We start from the raw sequence: 20,299 nt of genomic DNA, 5'->3' as shown, positions 1-20,299 counted from the left end.
GGTGATACGGCGCGCCGCTCAGCTCTCCTGGGGCGTCGCCGTCACGTCGTGCTCGGGCACGGTCTGCCCGGAGCGGATCAGGTCGATCCGCCCCATCACCTTGGCGCGCAGGTCCGCGGGCACGTCGTCATGGCCGCAGCACCGCTTGACCAGCTTCTTCACGGCCTGCTCCAGACCGTACTTCTCCAGGCACGGAGAGCATTCCTCGAAGTGGTGCTGGAACTTGTCGCGATCGACGTCCGGCATCTCACTGTCGAGGAACTCGTACAGATGGTCGAGGACCTCACTGCAGTCCGTCTCGTGCGGCTCTCCGCAGCTCATGAGCCCGAGCCTTTCGCTTCGTTCGACTCTCCGGCGCCCGCCGGGACCAGCCCGCGCTCACGGGCGTAGTCCTCCAGCATGCCGCGCAGTTGACGGCGGCCCCGGTGCAGCCGGGACATCACCGTACCGATGGGTGTCCCCATGATGTCCGCGATCTCCTTGTACGCAAAGCCCTCGACGTCCGCGAGATAGACGGCGATGCGGAACTCCTCGGGGATCGCCTGCAGCGCCGCCTTCACGTCCGAGTCGGGCAGGTGGTCGAGCGCCTGCGACTCGGCGGAGCGCAGACCCGTCGACATGTGCGACTCGGCACGGGCGAGCTGCCAGTCCTCGATCTCCTCCGCGGCGGAGCGCTGCGGCTCGCGCTGCTTCTTGCGGTAGGAGTTGATGAACGTGTTGGTGAGGATCCGGTACAGCCACGCCTTGAGGTTGGTGCCCTCGCGGAACTGGTGGAAGGACGCGTACGCCTTGGCGTAGGTCTCCTGCACCAGGTCCTCGGCGTCGGCCGGGTTGCGCGTCATGCGCAGCGCGGCCGAGTACATCTGGTCGAGGAACTCCAGCGCGTCCCGCTCGAAGCGCGCACTGCGCTGCGCGGTGGACTCGTCGGTCGCCTCCGCGCCGATGTCCTGGCCCTCGGGCTGCTCCGCCTGGCCGTTGTCGGTCCCTGCGTCGGTACCGGTGACCGGACCCACCTCCTCAAGATCCCGGGCGGGACCGAGACCGGACCCACTCGATTCGGAGGATAGAACACCACCCGTGCCCGCCGCCCCTCGAATAGGAGCGGTCCTGGCCGCGTGCAGTACCGTCCAGTCCAGGTCGGCGCTACGCGTACGGCTCGGGCAGATGGTCGAACCCATGCGGCGGACTTCCTCTCCTACGACGTCGGTGCCGAGGCCTCAGCACTTCTGTCCGCCACAACAGTGGTCCGTCACACAACATTCCCGGCCGTCACCCGAGTGACGCGACCCACTGCACGACGCCCTCGGTGATGATCTCCAGGGCCCGCTCCTGGGTGGTCTCCGCGCGCTTGGGGACCGCGAACCCGTGATCGCCGTACGGCACCTCGATCAGCTCGTAGTCGCCCTCCGGGAACTCCTCCGGCTTCCCGAACGGATCGTTCCCGCCCTGGACGACCAGCGTCGGCACCCCGGCGCCCAGCAGCTCCTCGGCGCGGGACTTCTCCGGCCGGCCCGGCGGGTGCAGCGGGAAACTCAGCGCGAGCACGGCGTGCGCACCCAGCTCGGCCGCCGTACGGCAGGCGACCCGGGCCCCGGCACTGCGGCCGCCGGAGATCACCGGCAGCGCCATCCCGGACAGCGCGGGCCGGACACCGCGCCAGCCGGCGTCCAGGGTCTTCGGTGCGGGGGCGACCTTCCTGCCCGCGACACGCCAGGGCTGCTCCACGAGGGCCACGGTCACGCCGTGCCCCGGGAGCACCCGGGCGAGCGCCTGGAGGTCCCGTGCCTCGATGCCACCGCCCGCGCCATGGCTCAGGGCCAGCACCAGCCGTGCGTTCTTCGCCCTGTGCCAGGTGATGCGGGCGGTTCCGGCGTCGGTCTCGACAATCTCGATCACGTCAGAAGAGTGTGCCCTCTTCCGGCGCCTCCAGCTCCTTCAGCAGCTCCGGCCCGTTGTTGCGGACGTTGCTGACGGCCGTGGAGACCGGGTAGGCGCGCATCAGGCCGTGCGGGGGCGGGGCGAGCAGACCGCGCAGGTCCTCGGGGTCGGTGCGGCCCGGGTCGAGCCAGGCGTCCCAGCGGTCCGGGGTGAGCATCAGCGGCATCCGGGGGTGGATGTCGGCCAGGGCGTGCGGGCCCTCGGCGGGGGCTACGGCCAGCGGGGTCTTCTCGGCCTCCGTGGTGATCACGGAGCAGGTGACCCACCAGGCCTGCGGATGGTCGTCGGGCAGGGTCCGGTCGCGCCAGAACTCGTACAGCCCGGCCATCGCGAACACCGAGCCGTCGGCCGGCAGCACGAAGTACGGCTGCTTGCGCGGCCGCTTCTTCCTGCCCTCGACCTCCAGGTCGCGCTCCTGCGTGCCGGTGACCCACTCGTAGTAGCCGTCGGCGGGGACGATGCAGCGCCGGGCGGCGAAGGCGCGGCGGTAGGCGGGCTTCTCGTGCACGGTCTCCGCGCGCGCGTTGATCATCCGGGCGCCGCCCTCGGGCGTCTTGGCCCAGGACGGCACCAGCCCCCACCGCAGCCGGCGCAGCTGGCGAACCGGGCGCGGGGAGTCCGCGTCCTTCAGGGGGCGGTCGAGGACGGCGTAGACCTCCTTGGTGGGAGCCACGTTGTAGTCCGGCTCCAGGGTCTCCTCGGGCTCCCACTTCTCGATCTCAAAGACTCCTGCGAGATCCTCGGGCCTACGACTCGATGCATACCGTCCGCACATACGTGCCACACTGCCAGGCCCACCCGCCGCCCGACCACCACCCCTCGACGACGGCGCTTCGCGCCGACCCTTATTGATCACGATCACAGGGAGCCACTCGGACACATGGACAGCCTCGCCGCCCTCGCGCTGCCCGACCTGTGGGACCGGCTCACCGGTACCCAGCCCGATCCCGACCTGTGGGTGGTGCTCGCCACGCTGGCCGCCGCGCTCGCCGTCGTCGTCCCGCACGGCCTGTGGCGCATATCGCGCAACGCGATCACCATCGCGCACGAGGGCGGTCACGGACTGATCGCGTTGCTCACCGGCCGGCAGCTCACCGGCATCCGGCTGCACTCCGACACCAGCGGCCTCACGGTCAGCCGGGGCAAGCCGTACGGGCTGGGCATGATCCTGACGGCCGCCGCCGGCTACACGGCGCCCTCGCTGCTGGGCCTCGGCGGCGCCGCCCTGCTGGCCGCCGGGCGGATCACGCTGCTGCTGTGGGTGGCCACGGCGCTGCTCGTGGCGATGCTGGTGATGGTCCGCAACGCCTACGGCGTGCTGACCGTGGTGCTCGCCGGGGGCGCCTTCCTGCTGGTGTCCTGGCTGGCGGGGCCGCAGGTGCAGGCGGCGTTCGCGTACGCGGTGGTGTGGTTCCTGCTGTTCGGCGGGGTACGGCCGCCGTTCGAGCTGCAGATGAAGCGGTCACGGGGTGGCGCGGGCGACTCCGACGCGGACCAGCTGTCCCGGCTCACGCACGTACCGGCGGCGCTGTGGCTGTTCCTGTTCCACGCGGTGACGGTGTGTTCGCTGATCGGCGGAGGGCGCTGGCTGCTCGACGTGTGAAACACGCGCGGCCCCCACTCGGCCCACACAAAAAACGACTCCTCTGCCGTCCTTATAAAGTGGCCCCATGGCCCCGAACACCGCCCCTCCCGCCCTCTGGCCCGCCCCGCACGCGAGCGGAGCCGTCGACGCGACGGTCCACGTGCCCGGGTCCAAGTCGGTCACCAACCGCGCTCTGGTGCTGGCCGCCCTCGCCTCCGAGCCCGGCTGGCTGCGCCGCCCGCTGCGTTCCCGCGACACCCTGCTCATGGCCGGTGCGCTGCGCGCGATGGGCGTGGAGATCGAGGAGGGGGTCGGTCCCGACGGCACCGGCGAGGCCTGGCGGGTGCTGCCGACGGGCCTGCACGGCCCGGCCACGGTCGACGTCGGCAACGCCGGCACCGTGATGCGCTTCCTGCCGCCGGTGGCCGCGCTGGCCGACGGCCCCATCCGCTTCGACGGCGACCCGCGGTCGTACGAGCGCCCCCTGCACGGGGTAATCGACGCGCTGCGGGTGCTCGGCGCCCGGATCGACGACGACGGACGGGGCGCGCTGCCGCTGACCGTGCACGGCGGCGGGGCCCTGGACGGCGGCCCGGTGTCGATCGACGCCTCCTCGTCCTCCCAGTTCGTCTCGGCGCTGCTGCTCTCGGGCCCGCGCTTCAACCAGGGCGTCGAGGTGCGCCACACCGGCGCGACCCTGCCCTCCCTGCCGCACATCCGGATGACCGTCGACATGCTGCGCGCCGTCGGCGCCCAGGTGGACACCCCGGAGTCGGGCGGCGAGCCGAACGTGTGGCGGGTGACGCCGGGCGCGCTGCTCGGCCGGGACCTGACGGTCGAGCCGGACCTGTCCAACGCCCAGCCGTTCCTCGCGGCGGCCCTGGTCACCGGCGGCAAGGTGCTGATCCCGGACTGGCCGGAGCGCACCACCCAGCCGGGTGACCGGCTGCGGGAGATCTTCACCGAGATGGGCGGCTCCTGCGAACTCACCGAGTACGGGCTGGTGTTCACCGGTTCGGGTGCCGTCCACGGCATCGACGTGGACCTGAGCGACGTCGGCGAGCTGACCCCGGGCATCGCGGCCGTCGCGGCCCTCGCCGACTCCCCGTCGACCCTGCGGGGCGTGGCGCATCTGCGGCTGCACGAGACGGACCGGCTGGCCGCGCTCACCAAGGAGATCAACGAGCTCGGCGGTGACGTCACGGAGACCGCCGACGGCCTGCACATCCGCCCGCGCCCGCTGCACGGCGGCGTCTTCCACACCTACGAGGACCACCGCATGGCGACCGCCGGCGCGATCATCGGCCTGGCGGTCGAGGGCGTGCGCATCGAGAACGTGGCGACCACGGCGAAGACCCTGCCGGACTTCCCCGAGCTGTGGACCGGGATGCTCGGGCAGTAGGGACACGCCATGCGCCGCTACGGCAAGCACACCGACGAGGACGACATCCGCACCCGTCCCAACCGCAAGGGCAACCGGCCGCGGACGAACATCCGGCCCAAGCACGAGGACGCGGCCGAGGGAATGGTCCTCACGGTCGACCGCGGCCGGCTGACCTGCCTGGTCGACGACCGGCCGGTGATCGCGATGAAGGCCCGCGAACTGGGCCGCAAGGCGGCGGTGGTCGGGGACCGGGTGGCCCTGGTCGGCGACCTGTCCGGCACGAAGGACACCCTCGCGCGGATCGTGCGCATCGAGCAGCGCACCTCGGTGCTGCGGCGCACGGCCGACGACGACGACCCGTACGAGCGGGTGGTCGTCGCCAACGCCGACCAGCTGGCGATCGTCACGGCCCTGGCCGACCCGGAACCGCGCCCCCGCCTGATCGACCGCTGCCTGGTCGCGGCCTACGACGGTGGGCTGGCCCCCCTCCTGGTGATGACCAAGTCGGACCTGGCCCCGCCGGACAAGATGCTGGAGCTGTACGGCGCGCTCGACATCCCGTACGTCGTCACCAGCCGCGAGGAGCTGGAGAGCGGTGACGCGGCGGACCGGGTGTACGAGCACCTGGACGGCAAGATCACCGCGTTCGTCGGACACTCGGGCGTGGGCAAGACGACGCTGGTAAACGCGCTGGTCCCACAGGAGCGGCGGCGTACGACGGGCCATGTGAACGCGGTGACGGGCCGCGGTCGCCACACCACGACCTCCGCCCTCGCCCTGCCCCTGACCGGTGCGGACGGCTGGGTCATCGACACCCCCGGGGTCCGCTCCTTCGGCCTGGCGCACATCGACCCGTCCCGGGTGATCCACGCCTTCCCGGACCTCGAACCCGGCACGGAGGGCTGTCCGCGCGCGTGCAGCCACGACGAGCCGGACTGCGCGCTGGACGCCTGGGTCGAGGAGGGCCACGCGGACCCGGCACGGCTGTACTCCCTGCGCCGGCTGCTGGCCACGCGGGAGCGCAAGGAAGGGGACTGAGCCGCCTCCGCGTAGTTTGCCGGGGCCCGGGTCCGGTAAGTGCATAATCGCACCGAGCCGGAGATCCGGATCAACGGGAGGACCGCACATGGCGTGGCTGCTGGTCATCGTGGCCGGGGTTCTGGAGACCGGTTTCGCCGTGTGCCTGAAGCTCTCGCACGGGTTCACCCGCCTCTGGCCGACGATCGCCTTCGCCTCGTTCGCCCTCGGCAGCTTCGGTCTGCTGACCCTGTCCCTGAGGAAGCTCGACGTCGGCCCCGCCTACGCGGTGTGGACCGGCATCGGCGCGGCCGGCACCGCGATCTACGGCATGGTCTTCCTCGGTGACCTGGTGTCCACTCTGAAGATCGTCTCGATCAGCCTGGTCATCGTCGGGGTGATCGGGCTTCAGTTGTCGGGGTCGGCGCGCTAGGGGAGGGGCCTGGACTCCTGGCCGCGGTGCCGGTCCGGCTCACGTGCGGCCCGTGCGGCGCGAACGCCGAGCGGGCCGGTCCACCTCCGGGGCGGCCCTTACCGAGCCACCCTCCAACTCGCCGCACACGCCCGGCCGTTCGGCGCCCGGGCATACCGGGGCGGCGGCCCGTGCCGGGACTCACGCCGTCTCGCGCGGGGCGATCGCCCGGATCAGATGGGCCATGCCGCCCTCCCCCGGCGGTGCCGCGACGCAGGACAGGGCGAGGCGTACGGCCAGTTCACAGGGGCGGGTCAGCTCGGCGGGGCCGGCGGCGGGGCCGGTCAGGGCGGTCACCGCGCGGTCCCGCACGAGCCGCACGAAGTCGCGGGGACTCGGCAACGGCCCGTCGGCCCGGCGCTGCGCCGGCACCGGGGAGGAGGACGGTACGGGGGCGAGCGGAGGGGCGGGCAGCCGCTCGGTCCAGCAGCCGGTGAGCATGGCCCGTATCAGCGCGTTCTCCCCCGCGGCGGCGCTCGTCCACTCGGCCACGGCGGTGAGCCGCTCCCCCGGCTCGCCCGGTCCGGCGAGCGCCCGCTCGACGCCGGCGAGGTAGCCGTCGGCCTCCCTGCGCACCAGCGCGCGGGCCAGCCCTTCCTTGCTGCCGAACTCGTTGTACAGGGTCTGCCGGGACACGCCCGCCGCCGCGGCCACGTCGACCATCCGCACCGCGGACCACGGCCGGCGCGCGAGGGCCGTATAGGCGGCGTCCAGTAGGGACTCCCGGGCAGCAGGCATCGTCGCCTCCCTGAGCGGCTCGGCTCTGCGCCCAGATTTGACGCGCTTGTATGCACTGTCAAGGGTTCGCGGGGGTTCGGGGGCCCGCATCGGCCGCGGGACGGTGGGTGGTCCGCGCCTCCGTAGCGGCACCCGGCCGGCGCGGGCAAGCGGTCCGACACCCGTCCGGCCCAGTACCGGCACCGACATCACCCCCCTGCAGCAAAAGGCATCCCGCAACGCCCAGGCCCCTGCTGGCCCGCACCGACCACGGCAGATACGGTTCCTTCCATGCCGGACTACCTGGACGACCTGCGCCTCGCCCACGTCCTCGCGGACGCCGCCGACGCCGCCACAATGGACCGCTTCAAGGCCCTGGACCTGAAGGTGGAGACGAAACCGGACATGACTCCGGTGAGCGAGGCGGACAAGGCGGCGGAAGAACTCATCCGCGGCCAGCTCCAGCGCGCCCGCCCGAGGGACGCGATCCTCGGCGAGGAGTACGGCATCGAGGGCTCCGGCCCCCGCCGCTGGGTGATCGACCCCATCGACGGCACCAAGAACTACGTACGCGGCGTCCCCGTCTGGGCGACGCTCATCGCGCTGATGGACGCCTGCGAAGGCGGCTACGAGCCCGTCGTCGGCGTCGTCTCCGCCCCCGCCCTCGGCCGCCGCTGGTGGGCCGCGAAGAACCACGGCGCCTTCACCGGCCGCAGCCTGACCTCCGCGTCCCGCATGCACGTCTCCCGCGTCGGCAACCTCGCGGACGCGTCCTTCGCGTACTCCTCCCTCTCCGGCTGGGAGGAGAAGGGCAGCCTCGGCGGCTTCCTCGACCTCACCCGCCAGGTGTGGCGCACGCGCGCGTACGGCGACTTCTGGCCGTACATGATGGTCGCCGAGGGCTCACTGGACATCTGCGCGGAGCCGGAGCTGTCCCTGTGGGACATGGCGGCCAACGCGATCGTGGTCACCGAGGCGGGCGGCACCTTCACCGGCCTCGACGGCCGCCCGGGCCCGCACAGCGGCAACGCGGCGGCGTCCAACGGCCTGCTGCACGACGAGTTGCTGGGGTATCTGAACCCGCGCCACTGAGTCACGAGAGAAGCCCGGGCACGCCCTCAACTCACTTCACGCGCCCTCTTGTTGACTGTCCTTTTACCTGGCACTCTGAAGCCACCCCCACTTGTGAATTTGTGAATCCCTGAACAAAACACAGGGGTTCCTAGGAGGTGGCCCCTTCCATGCTCGTCCGTGACGCCATGAGCACGGTGATCCTCACCGTCGGCCCCGCCCACACCCTCCGCCAGGCAGCCGCCCTGATGTCCGCCCGCCGCGTCGGCGCCGCCGTCGTCCTCGACCCGGACGCCGGCGGCATCGGCATCCTCACCGAACGCGACATCCTCAACTCCGTCGGCCTCGGCCAGAACCCGGACACCGAACGCGCCCACGCCCACACCACCACCGACGTCGTCTTCGCGGCCCCCACCTGGACCCTGGAGCAGGCCGCCCGCGCCATGGCCCACGGCGGCTTCCGGCACCTGGTCGTCCTCGACCGCGGCGAGGTGGCCGGAATCGTCTCGGTCCGCGACATCATCGGCTGCTGGGCCCCGGCCCGCGAACCCGCGCCCGCGCTCTGAGCCGGCACCGGGACGCTCCGAGCACACGGAACGGGCCGGACCCCGAGCACCAGGGGGTCCGGCCCGCCTGGAGGCGTCCCCCAGGTCGTTCAGGCACGGGGAGGAGGCATCGGCCGATGCCTCCGCTCAGCCTCGCAGCGCCTGCACCGCCGCCTCCAGCCGCTTGCCGAAGTCGGCGTCGGCCTGCGCGAAGTTGCCGATGGCGCGCTCGACGACGTCCTCGCGCGAGACCGGCGCGAGCGCGCCCGCCAGGTTGGTGACGAGCCGCTCCCTCTCCTCCTCCGACATCAGCCGGTAGAGATTGCCCGCCTGTACGAAGTCGTCGTCCTCGGCGTGCACGGGCGTCGGGTGGTTGCCGGTGGAACCGGCGACGGCGGTCGGCTGCCACAGCGGACGGCCGGTCTGCTGCGGCCCGCCGTAGCTGTTCGGCTCGTAGTTCTTCGCGCCGCCGTGCCGGCCGTCGTAGAGGAAGCCGTCACGGGAGTTGGTGCGCGCCTCGGTGGCGTGCGGGCGGTTCACCGGCAGGTGGCCGGCGTTGACGCCGACGCGGTAGCGGTGCGCGTCGCCGTACGCGAAGAGGCGGCCCTGGAGCATCTTGTCGGGCGAGGGACCGATGCCCGGCACGAAGTGCGCGGGACTGAAGACCGACTGCTCGACCTCGGCGAAGACGTTCCGCGGGTTGCGGTTCAGCTCCAGCCTGCCGATCTCGACGACCGGGTAGTCCGCGTGCGGCCACACCTTGGTCAGGTCGAACGGGTTGAAGCGGTACGTCGCCGCGTCCGCGGCCGGCATGATCTGCACGCCCACGGTCCAGCTCGGGAACTCCCCGCGCTCGATGGCCTCACGCAGGTCGCGCTGATGCGAGTCGGGGTCCCTGCCCGCGAGCACCGCGGCCTCTTCCGCCGTCAGGTTCTTGATCCCCTGGTCGGTCTTGAAGTGGTACTTGACCCAGAAGACCTCGCCGGCCGCGTTGGTCCACTGGAAGGTGTGCGAACCGAAGCCGTCCATGTGCCGGTACGACGCCGGGATGCCGCGGTCGCCGAACAGCCAGGTCACCTGGTGGGTCGACTCCGGCGACAGCGACCAGAAGTCCCACACGTTGTCGGCCTCCGTGGAGCCGGTGTACGGGTCGCGCTTCTGGGTGTGGATGAAGTCCGGGAACTTGATCGCGTCCCGGATGAAGAACACCGGGGTGTTGTTGCCGACGAGGTCGTAGTTGCCCTCCTCGGTGTAGAACTTCAGCGCGAAGCCGCGCGGGTCACGGACGGCGTCCGGCGCGCCGAGGTTGCCGGCCACCGTCGAGAAGCGCAGGAAGACCTCGGTCTCCTTGCCGGCCTCGGAGAGGAAGGCGGCGCGGGTGTACGGCGTGACATCGGCGGTCACCGTGAAGGTGCCGTAGGCGCCGGCGCCCCGGGCGTGCACGACCCGCTCCGGGATCCGCTCCCGGTTGAAGTGGGCGAGCTTCTCCAGCAGGAGCTGGTCCTGGACGAGGACGGGGCCGCCGGCCCCCGCGGTCTCGCTGTTCTGGTTGTCGGCGACCGGAGCACCGGCCTCCGTGGTGAGCGGTCCCTGCGTCACGTGCGCCTCCTGCGTCCCTGCTGACTGTCCTGTCCCACGGCCAAAGCCAGTCCGGATCCTACATTAGACTTAATCCAAGTCAAGTTGAGGTCCAATCTCACACCTATTCCCGTCCTGGTCGCCCTAGCTGTTAGGCTGGTAGGTATGAGTGACCTTCTGGAACGGCTGCGCGGACGCGGATGGCGGATGACCGCGCAGCGGCGCGTCGTGGCCGAGGTCCTCGACGGCGATCACGTCCATCTGACGGCCGACGAGGTCCATGCGCGGGCGGTCGCGAAGCTGCCCGAGATCTCCCGGGCCACCGTCTACAACACGCTGGGCGAGCTGGTCTCCCTCGGCGAGGTGCTGGAAGTCACGACGGACAAACGCGCCAAGCGCTACGACCCGAACGCGCACCGGCCGCACCACCACCTGGTCTGCGCCCACTGCGGCGCGATCCGCGACGTGCACCCGACGGGCAATCCGCTCGCCGACCTCCCCGACGCGGAGCGCTTCGGCTTCACGGTGTCGGACGTCGAGGTGACGTACCGCGGTCTGTGCCCGGACTGCACGAGGGCATAGGCTCACCGCTTCCCCGGAGCCCCGGCGACCGCCGGGGCTCTTTTTTTCGCGTCCATCGCGCGCGCAACACAAAAGCCGAGGGCCGGAACCCATTTCTGGATTCCGGCCCTCGGCCTTCAGTAGCGGGGACAGGATTTGAACCTGCGACCTCTGGGTTATGAGCCCAGCGAGCTACCGAGCTGCTCCACCCCGCGTCGGTGAACACGACATTACGCGAGGGGAGCGGACAGAAGCAAATCCGTTGCGGGCGACGTGGCGGGGCTCACTTCCCGGCCGACCTGGACGGAAGCCCGGCTCGGCGTTACGCCGACAGTTCCTCACGCAGCGCGTCCCGCAGGCGCCCCGCACGCTCGGCGACCTCCGCCGGCCCCAGCTCGACCGCCCGCGCGGCCCACTTCTGGCCCTCGGCCAGCTCTCCCCGACGCGTGTAGACAAGGGCCAGCCGAAGCGCCGCCCGCCCGTGCCCGGCATCGGCCGCCCGGGTCCACCACACCGCGGCCTCCGGCTCGCTCCCCTCCCGCGCCAGCAGCAGCCCGAGATTGAAGGCACCGTTGCGCGACCCGGCCTCCGCCGCCGCCCGGTACCACCGCGCCGCCTCGACCACATCGCCCCGCGCCGCCGCGAGCATGCCGACCCGCACCTGCGCCCGCCGGTGCCCCTGGGTCGCCGCCCGCTCGTACCACTCCTCGCACTCGGTCTTCTCGTGCACGACCTCGCCCAGCTCATGCGCCGGGTCCGGCGGCCGGCGTGCGTCGAGCAGCGCGGCCAGCCGGTACGCCGCCTCCGCGCTGCCCCCTCCGGCGGCGCACCGCAGGTGCCGCTCGGCCTCCTGCTCCTCGCCCTCGCGCAGCCGGGCGATCCCGACCTGCAGCGCGGCCTCGGTGTGCCCGGCGGCGGCCGCCCGCTCGTACCAGCGCAGCGCCTCGGCCTCCTCGCCGCGTCCGGTGTAGAGGATGCCGAGGTTGAACGCGGCGTCCACGCTGCCGGCCTCGGCCGCCTTGGAGAACCACGGCTCGGCACCGGTGGTGTCACCGCCCTGCAGCAGCAGGATGGCGAGCGCGTTCGCGGCCTCCCGGTGCCCGGCGTAGGCGGCGCGCCGGTACCACTGCTCGGCCTGCGCGGTCCGCCCCTGCTCGGCGCAGAGCAGTCCGAGGTTGTACGCGCCGTTGTCGTCGCCGGCGTCCAGCGCCGCCCGGTACCAGCGCTCGGCGGTCTGTGTCTCGCCGCGCTCGGCGTGCAGCGCGCCGAGCGCGTTGGCCGCGTTGCCGTCGCCGTCCTGAGCGGCACGCAGCCACCACACGGCCGCGCTCTCGGCGTCCCCGGCGTCGCGCAGCAGGAAGCCCAGCGCGCAGGCGGCCCGGGCCTCGCCGTCCTTGGCGGAGGTCAGGTACCAGCGCCCGGCCTCCTTGAGCTCGCCCCGCTTCTCCAGGATCGCCCCGAGGTGCAGCGCGGCCCGCCGGTGGCCGCGCGCGGCGGCCTGCCGGTACCACTGCTCGGCCTCCGCGACAGCGTTGTCGGCCCCGGCCTCCTCCTCGCGCCCGGCCGCACGGTCGAGCGTGCGCGCCAGCCGGTAGGCCGCCTCCCGGTGTCCGCGCTCGGCCGCGGCCCGCATCCAGTGCTCGGCACCGACGTCCCCGCGGTGCTCCAGCAGGTCGGCGAGCGCATAGGCACCGAGGACGTGGCCCTGCTCGGCGGACTGGCGCAGCCAGTACTCGGCGGCGGGCTCGTCCCCGCGTTCGCGGTGGTAGCGGCCCAGGGCGTGCCCGGCGGCCGCGGAACCGGCGACCGCGGCGATGCGCCACCAGCCGGCGGCCTCCTCGGGGTAGCCCCGCTGGTGCAGCAGGACACCGAGATTGTTGGCGGCGGCCCGGTCGCCGGCCGCGGTGGCGGCCCGCAGGTGGGGTTCGGCTCCGTCGAGGTCACCGCGGCGCAACAGCATGGCTCCGAGGACGCTCGCGGCCTCGGCGTCGCCGCTCTGCGCGGCGAGTCCGAGGCGTACCTCCTCGGCGGCGTCCCCCGTGTCGGTCATCTCGTCACGGGACGGTTCCTCACCGGAAGGCGTCACAAATCGCCCTGACTCGAACAGAGTTGCCTTGTCCCCCATAACGTCCATCGTCGCACCACCTGCAACCCGGGTACACCCGGTATACCGCACCCCGTGAGGTCACTTCAGCGTTTTGTCGACATGCCCACAGGACGACAAGTCAAACACACACCACTCAACTCCCCACGGCGGCGCGGCCGTCCTTCCCCCCAGTACATGAGTTCGCACACCACGAAGGCCCGGATCCGTTGGGATCCGGGCCTTCGACTGCAGTAGCGGGGACAGGATTTGAACCTGCGACCTCTGGGTTATGAGCCCAGCGAGCTACCGAGCTGCTCCACCCCGCGCCGTTGCGTGTCAACCGTACCACGACGCCGGGCGGGCTTGATCAACTCCTTGGCCTGCCGCTCGTCCTGTCTGCCTTGGACTGTGCGTCCTCGGCCCGCTTCAGCGCGGCCTTCAGATCCTTCTGGGCCTTGTCGTACGCGGTCCAGTCCGGTCCGTTGGGCCCCTTGAGGGCCTGCTGGCCCGCGTCGAACGCCTTCTGGGCGTCGCCCAGGGCCTGTTGGACAGTCGGGTTATTGGACGACGGCGGCTTCGTGGTGCCGGTGTCCGGTGGCGTGGTGGTCGAACCCTCCACGCCGAACACCTTGTTGAGCGCCGCGTCGAGGGTGTCCTCGAACGCCGTCCTGCCGTTGTAGGTGACCAGCACCTTGCCCAGCAGGGGGTACTTCAACTTGCCGCCGAGGACGTAGACCGGCTCCGCGTACAGCAGTCCGCCGTCGAGCGGCACGGTCAGCAGATTGCCGTACTCGACCTTGGAATGCCCGCGGGTGAGCAGGCTGATCGTCTCCGCGATGTCCGGCCGGGAGTTGAACTGGCTCTGCACCTGTTTCGGGCCGTCGGCCGTCGTACTGGTCGGCAGTTTCAGGATTCTGATCTTGCCGTAGTCACTGGTGCCCGGGTCGGAGTCGACCGACATGAACGCGCTGAGATTGTCACGTCCGTTCGGCGTGAACGTCGTCGTCAGCGAGAACGACTGCTTGCTCTGGTCCGGCATCTTCATGCTCAGGTAGTACGGCGGCACCGCGCTGCCCGAGTCGTTGGTCGGGTCGTTCGGCACCTGCCAGACCTCGCTGCCGGTGAGGAACGTCTGCGCGTCCGTCACGTGGTAGCGGCTGAGCAGCTCGCGCTGGACCTTGAACAGGTCCTGCGGATAGCGCAGATGGGCCAGCAGGTCCGGCGAGATGGCCTTCTTCGGCTGCACCGTGCCCGGGAACGCCTTCATCCAGGTCTTCAGCACGGGGTCCTGGGTGTCCCACTGGTACAGCTTGACGTCGCCGGTGTACGCGTCGACGGTCGCCTTCACCGAGTTGCGGATGTAGTTGACCTGGTTCTGCTGGGCCACCACCGCGCGGTTGTTGTTGGCGGCGGTCAGCGAGTCGGCCGTCGTGTCACCGAGGGTCGTGCGCGAGGAGTACGGGTAGCCGTTCGACGTCGTGTACGCGTCGACGATCCACTGGACATGGCCGTCCACGACCGCGGGGTAGGTGTCGCCGTCGATGGTCAGCCAGGGAGCGACCGCCTCGACGCGCTCCTTGGGCGTGCGGTTGTACAGGATCCGCGAGCCCTTGCCGATCGCGCCCGAGTAGAGGATCTGCGGCTCGTTGAACGCCGCCGCGTACGCGGCCCGGTTGATCGGATTGTCGAGGTTGACGCCGCTCTTGCCGGTGTATCTGGTGGTCTTCTCGGTGCCGTCGTCCCTCGAGTAGTCGACCTCCTTCTGCGGTCCGCCGACGATGGAGTACGTGGTGGTCTTCTCGCCGTAGTAGATGCCCTGCTGGTACGGGGCGAGGTCACCCGTGGACGGCAGGCCGGACTCGGTGAAGACCGGCTGGCCCTGGTCGTCGGCCTCGGTGCCCTTGGCGGCGACCACGCCGTAGCCGTGCGTGTAGCGGAAGTGGTCGTTGATCCAGTTGTTGCTCGGGACGCCGTCCAGGTTCAGCTCGCGCAGGCCGAGGACCGTGTCCTGTTTGTCGTCCTTGCCGTCCTTCGACGGATACCGGTCGACGTCCAGGTTGGTCGGGAAGGCGTAGTACTTCTTCATCTGCTGCGCCTGCTGGAACGTCGGCGAGACGATGTTCGGGTCCATGATCCGGATGCTCGCCGCGTCGTCCGCGTCACTGCGCAGACTCGTCTTGTCCGTGGCCGTGGACTTGCCTGCGTACTCGGTGACCTTGGTGTCGTCGATGCCGTACGCCTGGCGGGTGGCCTGGAGGTTCTTCTGGACGTACGGGGCTTCCTTGGCCTGCTCGTTGGGCTGGACCTGGAACTTCTGCACGATCGCCGGGTACAGGCCGCCGATCAGGATCGCCGAGAGGACCATCAGGCCGAAGCCGATGACCGGCAGCTGCCAGGTGCGCCGCCACAGCGCGGCGAAGAACAGCAGCGCGCAGATGACGGCGATGCAGAACAGGATCGTCTTCGCCGGCAGATAGGCGTTGGCGTCCGTGTACCGCAGGCCGGTCCAGTTGCCGGTCGCCTTGAAGTCGCTGGACTTGACCGCCAGGCCGTACCGGTCGAGCCAGTAGGCGACGGCCTTCAGGGCGACGAACACGCCGAGCAGCACCGACAGATGCCCGGTCGCGGCGGCGGTCGCCCGCGCGCCGGGGCTGGTGACGCGCAGCCCGCCGTACAGATAGTGCGTGAGCGCGGCGGCGATCAGGCTCAGGATGGCGGCGGCGAATCCGAAGCCGAGCAGGAACCGGTACCAGGGCAGCTCGAAGGCGTAGAAGGAGACGTCGAGGTGGAACTGGGGGTCCTTCTGGTGGAAGGGGACGCCGTTGACCCACATCAGCCAGGTCCGCCACTGGCCGGCCGCGGAGGCGCCGGCGATCAGCCCGACGAGCGCGGTGACCGCGAGCAGCAGCCACTTCTTGTACGGCGCGATGCCCATCCGGTAGCGGTCGAGGCTCTGCTGCTCCATCGACATGGCGCTCAGCGGGGGCCGCAGGCGGTGTGCGAGCCAGATGTTGACCCCGACCGCGACCGCCATCAGCACACCGAACACGGAGAAGAGGCCGATCTTGGTCCACAGTGTGGTGGTGAACACCGAGGAGTAGTGCACCGACCGGTACCACAGCCAGTCCGTCCAGAAGCCCGCGAACATGGTGAACGCCATACCGAGGACGGCCAGGACGCCCAGGGTCATCAGCAGGGTCCGGACACCCCGGGACGGGCGGCCCGCTCTGATCCGTGGCCCCGTCGGGCCTCCGCCGCGGTCCGGCATCTGGAAAGCCAAGGTGCGCACCTCGAAGTTCGCTGTCGATCCGTCAGGCCCTCGTGTTCGCGGACCCGCCGTGGCCCCCCGTGATCGCGGACCCACACCTATGCAACTTACTCACGCTTTGCTCGGTTCCCGATTCGGCCGGGTAACGAGGCAGGATTGTGACCATGTCCAACACTCCCATGGCAGCGAACCCGCTCACCCGGGCCGTGCTCGAGATCGACGAGTACGTCTCCGGCCTCGGCTGGGACCAGCCCGCTCGCCTCTTCGCCCTTGTCGACACCGCACGGCTGCGGGCTCAGGAACCCGCGCTCGCGGCCCAGCTGGGCCTTGAGGAAGAGTCCGAGTCAGCCGGTCTCACACCGATCGAGCAGGACGAGATCCCGGCCGGCAAACCGCTGGACGAGTTCCTCGCCACCATCGCCTGGCCCGACGCGGTGGCCGGCTGCGCGCTCGCGGTGGAGCGCCTGATGCTGCCGCCGTCCGCCGAGGCGCAGGTCCCGCAGAACCTCGGCGAGGCCGAGCTGGCCAAGTGGGTGGCCGAGCATCCCGAGCGTCAGGAGGTGCGCATGACGGTCGCGGTGCTGCGCGACGGCGGCCGCGAATCGGCGCTCAGGCTGCGCGAGAAGGACTCCCCGACGGAGGTCCTCACCGGCCCGGACCTGGTGCCCGGCCTGGCGCAGGCCCTGGCGGCGACGTTCGAGGACTGACGCCCTGGCGGTACGGCGGTGGGGGCGCCCCTGTCCCAGGGGGCGCCCCCAGCCGTGTCACGCGCGCGTGCCGCTCAGCCCTTGGTGGTGCACTTGGGCAGGGCCGCGGTGTCCCCGCTGCGGATGTCCTTCAGCGCGCCGAGCGCGTCCCCGATCGTCCTGACCTTGACCAGCCTGAGCCCGCTCGGGGTGTCCTTGGCGGCGGCCGCGCAGTTGTCGGCCGGCGTCAGGAAGTACTGGGCTCCCTTGTCACGCGCGCCGACGGTCTTCATCTCGATGCCGCCGATCGGCCCGACCGTGCCGTCGTCGTCGATGGTGCCCGTGCCGGCGACGAACTTGCCGCCGGTCAGGCTGCCCGGGGTCAGCTTGTCGTAGATGCCGAGGGCGAACATCAGACCGGCGCTGGGGCCGCCGACGTCGGCGAGCTTGATGTCGATGGTGAACGGGAAGGTGTGGTCGGTCCCGGCGGAGATCCCGACGATGGCCCGCTTGGGGCCGCTGTCGTGGGAGGTGGCCGTGGTGAGGGTGACGTCCTGGGTCTTCGTCGCCGTCCGGTGCGCCTTCTGGGCGGCGGCCTGCTCCTTGGCGGGGACGACGGTGAAGACGACGTTCTGACCGGGCTTGTGCCTGGTGACGAACTTGGCGACGTCGGCGGGCTGCTTCACCGCCGTGCCGTCGACGGCCTTGATCACGTCACCGGCGTGCAGCCTGCCCTCGGCCGGGGAGCCCTTGACCACGGTGGAGACGATCACCCAGGACTTCACCGGGATGCCCAGTTCCTTCAGGGCGGCGACCTTGGCGCTCTCCTGGGACTGGCTGAACTCCTCGGCGTTCTGCTGCGTCGACTGCTGCTCCGTCGTGCCCTTCGGGTAGAGCGTGTCGTGCGGGATGATCTTGGTGTCGTGGTCCAGCCAGCCGTAGACGGCCTCCACCAGGTTCATCCGGAAGTCCGCGCTGGTCACCCGGACGGTCGTCATGTTCAGATTGCCGTCGGTCGGATACGTCCTGTGCCCGGAGATCTGCAGCACCGGCTCACCGCCGTGATCGCCCAGCGTGTTCACGGTCGGGCCGGGAGACATCTCCGCGTACGGCACGGGGATGAGCACTCCCGCGCACAGGAGCGCGATCAGCATCAGGGTCGAGGCGAGCATCGTCGCGGTGCGGCGTGGCATGCCACGACAGTACGGGACGCCTCTGTCAGCGCACCGTCAGGGCACCCCTGTCACGCGCCGCCGGCACCCGTGTGGGACTTCTCCATGGCCTCGCGGAACCGGGCATATCCGTCCAGCTCGGGACCGTCCCCGCGCGCCTTGCGGGTCCGATTGGCCCAACTGCCCCAGAGCCCGCCGCCGACCGCGGCCAAGAGCGGAATCAGCAGCCAGACAAGCGCCCCCATGCCGACCTCCCAACGCCCTGAGCGTCCGCAACTGACTGATCAGCAGATTAACCATCCGCACTGACAACGCTCACGCGAGGGGGGCGGTTACGCAACATGGGGGCACCCGTGTGCTCCGAGTGACGTAGTGGCTCGCTACGCGCCGACCCATTCGTCGGTACCGTCGGAGAACTTCTGGTGCTTCCAGATCGGCACCTCGTGCTTGAGGTCGTCGATCAGCTTGCGGCAGGCGTCGAAGGCCTCGGCCCGGTGCGGACACGCCACGGCGACGACCACGGCGAGATCCCCGACCGCGAGGTCCCCCACCCGGTGCACGGCGGCCAGCGCCCGCACCGGATACTCGGCCACGACCTTCTCGGCGATCCGCCGCATCTCGGCCTCGGCACTGGGGTGGCAGGAGTAGCCCAGCGCGTCCACGTCGGCGCCCCCGTCGTGGTTGCGCACCGTCCCCACGAACAGCGCGATTCCTCCCGCGGCGGCGTCCCCGACGGCCTGGAACACCTCGTCCACGGAGAGCGGGGTCCGACGGACACCGATCAACTTGACGGGGTCCTGCGCCGCCTGCTCACCGGGGTGTTCGTTCGCATGTGCCATGCCCCCATCGTGCCGCACGCCTGTGACACCGGGGAATACGAGATTCACCAGGCACGCGCGCGTGCTCGTTTGGAGTGTCCTACCAGGGGGCCGCGGGCAGGGGCGCCCTCACACCCGCCGGCGGGCCTTCCGGGCCCGCCGCACGACGGCCGCGGCGCCCAGCAGGGCGACCGTCGCTCCCGCGGCGCCCGCGGCCGTGGCGTCCTTGCGCCCCAGCCGCCGCCCGGCCACCGTGTGCCGGCCGGAGACCTCCTCCAGCAGCTCCGCGAGCACCTCCTCGTTGGTCCAGTGCGGCCGCCACCCGGCATCGTGCAGCCGGCTCCCGCTGACCACCCACGGGTACATCGTGTAGGCCAGGTCACCGGCCGGGGACGGCGTGAGCCCGATCCGGTGCAGCCGGGCCGCGGCGCCCAGCGCGACCGCCGACGGCAGCTCCATCCGCCGGATCCCGCTCAGCTCCTCGACCTCCTCCTGCTCCAGCCAGCCGTCGCAGCCCACGGCCAGCTCGCCGTCGACCTTCTCCAGCACGGCGTACTCCAGCGCGCTGCACAGGTCCTCGACGTGGCAGAACTGCCACACGGGCCGCGACCCGGCGACGACGAGCAGCCGCGGCGACTCGAAGTACCGGGTCAGCGCGGTGTCCGTACCGCCGACCAGCACGGCGGGCCGTACGACGGTCACGTTCAGCCCGGGATGGGCCCGCGGGGCCCGCCGCGCCAGCCGTTCGATCTCGAGCAGGTCCCCCACACCGGTGGCCTCGGCGGTCGCGCGCAGCTCGGCGTCCTCCGAAAGGGGCAGCTCATTGTCCGGCAGCGCGCCGTAGACCATCGCCGAGGTGCACAGCACGACCCGGTGCACGCCGGCCGCCGCGGCGGCCGTGAGGACGGTCTGCGTCCCCCGGACGTTGTAAGCGGTGCGAGCCGCCGGATCGGTCTCCAGATCGAGGTCCAGGGCGAGGTGCACGACCACGTCGCTGCCCCGCAGTTTGTCCGCGATGGCGGGGTCGCGCACGTCGAGGATGTGCCACTGCGCCCCGGCGCACTCCCCGCGCCGCTCGTCGATGGCGACGACCTGCTTGATCTCCCCGCACGCCGCGAGCCGCTCGGTGAGCAGGGCGCCGACCCCGGTGGCGGCGCCGGTGACCGCGACGACGGGTCCGCGCACGGCGGGAGGGGTTGAAGGGTTTCGCGCTGCGCGAACCTGCGGATCTGGGGAACTCACCGGGCGTCTCCAGCGGTTGTCTTCAGTACGAGCGCGAGTGACGCGTACGTACCAGGTGCATCCATCCTGCCGCAGGCCTTCCGTGGGCGAAGCACCGAGGCCCGATCGGGTCCGGGTGTCTACGCTGGGTGGTGTTGTCGGGCAGCCGCGCCGCCGGAG

General features: G+C 71.1%; 20 protein-coding genes and 2 tRNA genes. 8 read left to right on the top strand and 14 right to left on the bottom strand.

Annotated features, from left to right (window positions below; all coding sequences use genetic code 11):
- Positions 1-18: 18 nt before the first annotated feature.
- The 4 genes from rsrA to AB0D93_RS14560 all read right to left on the bottom strand — a co-directional run bounded on the left by rsrA (position 19) and on the right by AB0D93_RS14560 (position 2,713).
- Positions 19-321, bottom strand: a complete 303-nt coding sequence (gene rsrA / locus AB0D93_RS14575; protein WP_351799508.1) for a mycothiol system anti-sigma-R factor — start codon at positions 319-321, stop codon at positions 19-21.
- Positions 318-1,013, bottom strand: a complete 696-nt coding sequence (sigR, locus tag AB0D93_RS14570) for an RNA polymerase sigma factor SigR (protein WP_362118622.1) — start codon at positions 1,011-1,013, stop codon at positions 318-320. The genes rsrA and sigR overlap by 4 nt, the downstream gene beginning before the upstream one ends.
- A 256-nt stretch (positions 1,014-1,269) precedes the next feature.
- Positions 1,270-1,896, bottom strand: coding sequence for an alpha/beta family hydrolase (locus AB0D93_RS14565; protein WP_362118619.1), 627 nt, complete (start codon positions 1,894-1,896; stop codon positions 1,270-1,272).
- Between the two features lies 1 nt (position 1,897).
- Positions 1,898-2,713: an SOS response-associated peptidase gene (locus AB0D93_RS14560; protein WP_362118616.1), complete on the bottom strand. Its 816-nt coding sequence runs from the start codon at positions 2,711-2,713 to the stop codon at positions 1,898-1,900.
- 105 nt (positions 2,714-2,818) lie between these two features.
- Here AB0D93_RS14560 and AB0D93_RS14555 point away from each other — a divergent pair, with 105 nt between their 5' ends.
- The 4 genes from AB0D93_RS14555 to AB0D93_RS14540 all read left to right on the top strand — a co-directional run bounded on the left by AB0D93_RS14555 (position 2,819) and on the right by AB0D93_RS14540 (position 6,357).
- Positions 2,819-3,541 (top strand): M50 family metallopeptidase, encoded by a 723-nt coding sequence (locus AB0D93_RS14555; protein WP_362118613.1) that lies wholly within the window; start codon positions 2,819-2,821, stop codon positions 3,539-3,541.
- Positions 3,542-3,608: 67 nt separating this feature from the next.
- Positions 3,609-4,925: a 3-phosphoshikimate 1-carboxyvinyltransferase gene (aroA, locus tag AB0D93_RS14550; RefSeq protein ID WP_362118610.1), complete on the top strand. Its 1,317-nt coding sequence runs from the start codon at positions 3,609-3,611 to the stop codon at positions 4,923-4,925.
- A 9-nt stretch (positions 4,926-4,934) separates the two neighbouring features.
- Positions 4,935-5,945 (top strand): ribosome small subunit-dependent GTPase A, encoded by a 1,011-nt coding sequence (gene rsgA, locus AB0D93_RS14545; protein ID WP_362118607.1) that lies wholly within the window; start codon positions 4,935-4,937, stop codon positions 5,943-5,945.
- Between the two features lie 88 nt (positions 5,946-6,033).
- Positions 6,034-6,357 carry a multidrug efflux SMR transporter gene (locus AB0D93_RS14540; RefSeq protein WP_362118604.1) on the top strand — a complete coding sequence of 108 codons (324 nt, stop codon included), beginning with the start codon at positions 6,034-6,036 and terminating at the stop codon, positions 6,355-6,357.
- 180 nt (positions 6,358-6,537) lie between these two features.
- On the opposite strand, the gene AB0D93_RS14535 is transcribed toward AB0D93_RS14540, so the two are convergent.
- On the bottom strand, positions 6,538-7,134 hold the full coding sequence (locus AB0D93_RS14535) for a helix-turn-helix domain-containing protein (protein ID WP_362118601.1): 597 nt from the start codon (positions 7,132-7,134) through the stop codon (positions 6,538-6,540).
- A gap of 270 nt (positions 7,135-7,404) precedes the next feature.
- Here AB0D93_RS14535 and hisN point away from each other — a divergent pair, with 270 nt between their 5' ends.
- Together hisN and AB0D93_RS14525 are read left to right on the top strand one after the other, a co-directional pair.
- Positions 7,405-8,205, top strand: a complete 801-nt coding sequence (gene hisN, locus AB0D93_RS14530) for a histidinol-phosphatase (protein WP_362118598.1) — start codon at positions 7,405-7,407, stop codon at positions 8,203-8,205.
- A gap of 149 nt (positions 8,206-8,354) precedes the next feature.
- Positions 8,355-8,750 (top strand): CBS domain-containing protein, encoded by a 396-nt coding sequence (locus AB0D93_RS14525; RefSeq protein ID WP_362118595.1) that lies wholly within the window; start codon positions 8,355-8,357, stop codon positions 8,748-8,750.
- 126 nt (positions 8,751-8,876) lie between these two features.
- Here AB0D93_RS14525 and AB0D93_RS14520 read toward each other — a convergent pair whose 3' ends face one another.
- The gene (locus AB0D93_RS14520; RefSeq protein WP_362118592.1) at positions 8,877-10,328 is read right to left on the bottom strand and encodes a catalase; all 1,452 of its coding nucleotides are present in this window, start codon (positions 10,326-10,328) and stop codon (positions 8,877-8,879) included.
- Between the two features lie 144 nt (positions 10,329-10,472).
- Here AB0D93_RS14520 and AB0D93_RS14515 point away from each other — a divergent pair, with 144 nt between their 5' ends.
- The gene (locus AB0D93_RS14515; protein WP_362118589.1) at positions 10,473-10,889 is read left to right on the top strand and encodes a Fur family transcriptional regulator; all 417 of its coding nucleotides are present in this window, start codon (positions 10,473-10,475) and stop codon (positions 10,887-10,889) included.
- Between the two features lie 120 nt (positions 10,890-11,009).
- Here the strand turns inward: AB0D93_RS14515 and AB0D93_RS14510 are convergent.
- From AB0D93_RS14510 to AB0D93_RS14495, 4 genes are all read right to left on the bottom strand, one after another.
- Positions 11,010-11,083, bottom strand: a tRNA-Met gene (locus AB0D93_RS14510).
- Positions 11,084-11,190: 107 nt separating this feature from the next.
- Positions 11,191-13,002: a tetratricopeptide repeat protein gene (locus AB0D93_RS14505; protein ID WP_362118586.1), complete on the bottom strand. Its 1,812-nt coding sequence runs from the start codon at positions 13,000-13,002 to the stop codon at positions 11,191-11,193.
- 204 nt (positions 13,003-13,206) lie between these two features.
- Positions 13,207-13,280 (bottom strand) — tRNA-Met (locus AB0D93_RS14500).
- Between the two features lie 41 nt (positions 13,281-13,321).
- Positions 13,322-16,222 (bottom strand): UPF0182 family protein, encoded by a 2,901-nt coding sequence (locus AB0D93_RS14495; RefSeq protein WP_362119142.1) that lies wholly within the window; start codon positions 16,220-16,222, stop codon positions 13,322-13,324.
- Positions 16,223-16,386: 164 nt separating this feature from the next.
- Here AB0D93_RS14495 and AB0D93_RS14490 point away from each other — a divergent pair, with 164 nt between their 5' ends.
- A complete protein-coding gene (locus AB0D93_RS14490; RefSeq protein WP_362118583.1) occupies positions 16,387-16,929 on the top strand; it encodes a PPA1309 family protein in 543 nt (180 codons plus the stop codon).
- Between the two features lie 74 nt (positions 16,930-17,003).
- Here AB0D93_RS14490 and AB0D93_RS14485 read toward each other — a convergent pair whose 3' ends face one another.
- From AB0D93_RS14485 to AB0D93_RS14470, 4 genes are all read right to left on the bottom strand, one after another.
- Positions 17,004-18,101: a PDZ domain-containing protein gene (locus AB0D93_RS14485; protein ID WP_362118580.1), complete on the bottom strand. Its 1,098-nt coding sequence runs from the start codon at positions 18,099-18,101 to the stop codon at positions 17,004-17,006.
- Between the two features lie 50 nt (positions 18,102-18,151).
- Positions 18,152-18,325 (bottom strand): hypothetical protein, encoded by a 174-nt coding sequence (locus AB0D93_RS14480; RefSeq protein ID WP_362118577.1) that lies wholly within the window; start codon positions 18,323-18,325, stop codon positions 18,152-18,154.
- Positions 18,326-18,460: 135 nt separating this feature from the next.
- Positions 18,461-18,919: a molybdenum cofactor biosynthesis protein MoaE gene (locus tag AB0D93_RS14475; RefSeq protein ID WP_362118574.1), complete on the bottom strand. Its 459-nt coding sequence runs from the start codon at positions 18,917-18,919 to the stop codon at positions 18,461-18,463.
- Positions 18,920-19,027: 108 nt separating this feature from the next.
- Entirely contained in the window at positions 19,028-20,140 is a 1,113-nt protein-coding gene (locus AB0D93_RS14470; RefSeq protein WP_362118571.1) for an SDR family oxidoreductase, read from the bottom strand.
- Positions 20,141-20,299: the final 159 nt, after the last annotated feature.

It is taken from the genome of Streptomyces sp. NPDC048191 (assembly GCF_040652655.1).
GTDB lineage: Bacteria > Actinomycetota > Actinomycetes > Streptomycetales > Streptomycetaceae > Streptomyces.
Note: the sequence above shows the minus strand (reverse complement) of the source record. Positions and strands in the feature narration are given on the sequence as shown.

Coding starts and splice junctions, on each gene's coding strand:
- AB0D93_RS14540 (WP_362118604.1), top strand. CDS start 6,034: ATGGCGTGGCTGCTGGTCATCGTGGCCGGGGTTCTGGAGACCGGTTTC.
- hisN (WP_362118598.1), top strand. CDS start 7,405: ATGCCGGACTACCTGGACGACCTGCGCCTCGCCCACGTCCTCGCGGAC.
- rsrA (WP_351799508.1), bottom strand. CDS start 321: ATGAGCTGCGGAGAGCCGCACGAGACGGACTGCAGTGAGGTCCTCGAC.
- AB0D93_RS14560 (WP_362118616.1), bottom strand. CDS start 2,713: ATGTGCGGACGGTATGCATCGAGTCGTAGGCCCGAGGATCTCGCAGGA.
- AB0D93_RS14555 (WP_362118613.1), top strand. CDS start 2,819: ATGGACAGCCTCGCCGCCCTCGCGCTGCCCGACCTGTGGGACCGGCTC.
- AB0D93_RS14495 (WP_362119142.1), bottom strand. CDS start 16,222: ATGCCGGACCGCGGCGGAGGCCCGACGGGGCCACGGATCAGAGCGGGC.
- AB0D93_RS14515 (WP_362118589.1), top strand. CDS start 10,473: ATGAGTGACCTTCTGGAACGGCTGCGCGGACGCGGATGGCGGATGACC.
- AB0D93_RS14480 (WP_362118577.1), bottom strand. CDS start 18,325: ATGGGGGCGCTTGTCTGGCTGCTGATTCCGCTCTTGGCCGCGGTCGGC.
- AB0D93_RS14505 (WP_362118586.1), bottom strand. CDS start 13,002: ATGGACGTTATGGGGGACAAGGCAACTCTGTTCGAGTCAGGGCGATTT.
- AB0D93_RS14525 (WP_362118595.1), top strand. CDS start 8,355: ATGCTCGTCCGTGACGCCATGAGCACGGTGATCCTCACCGTCGGCCCC.
- AB0D93_RS14485 (WP_362118580.1), bottom strand. CDS start 18,101: ATGCCACGCCGCACCGCGACGATGCTCGCCTCGACCCTGATGCTGATC.
- AB0D93_RS14490 (WP_362118583.1), top strand. CDS start 16,387: ATGTCCAACACTCCCATGGCAGCGAACCCGCTCACCCGGGCCGTGCTC.
- AB0D93_RS14475 (WP_362118574.1), bottom strand. CDS start 18,919: ATGGCACATGCGAACGAACACCCCGGTGAGCAGGCGGCGCAGGACCCC.
- aroA (WP_362118610.1), top strand. CDS start 3,609: ATGGCCCCGAACACCGCCCCTCCCGCCCTCTGGCCCGCCCCGCACGCG.
- AB0D93_RS14535 (WP_362118601.1), bottom strand. CDS start 7,134: ATGCCTGCTGCCCGGGAGTCCCTACTGGACGCCGCCTATACGGCCCTC.
- rsgA (WP_362118607.1), top strand. CDS start 4,935: ATGCGCCGCTACGGCAAGCACACCGACGAGGACGACATCCGCACCCGT.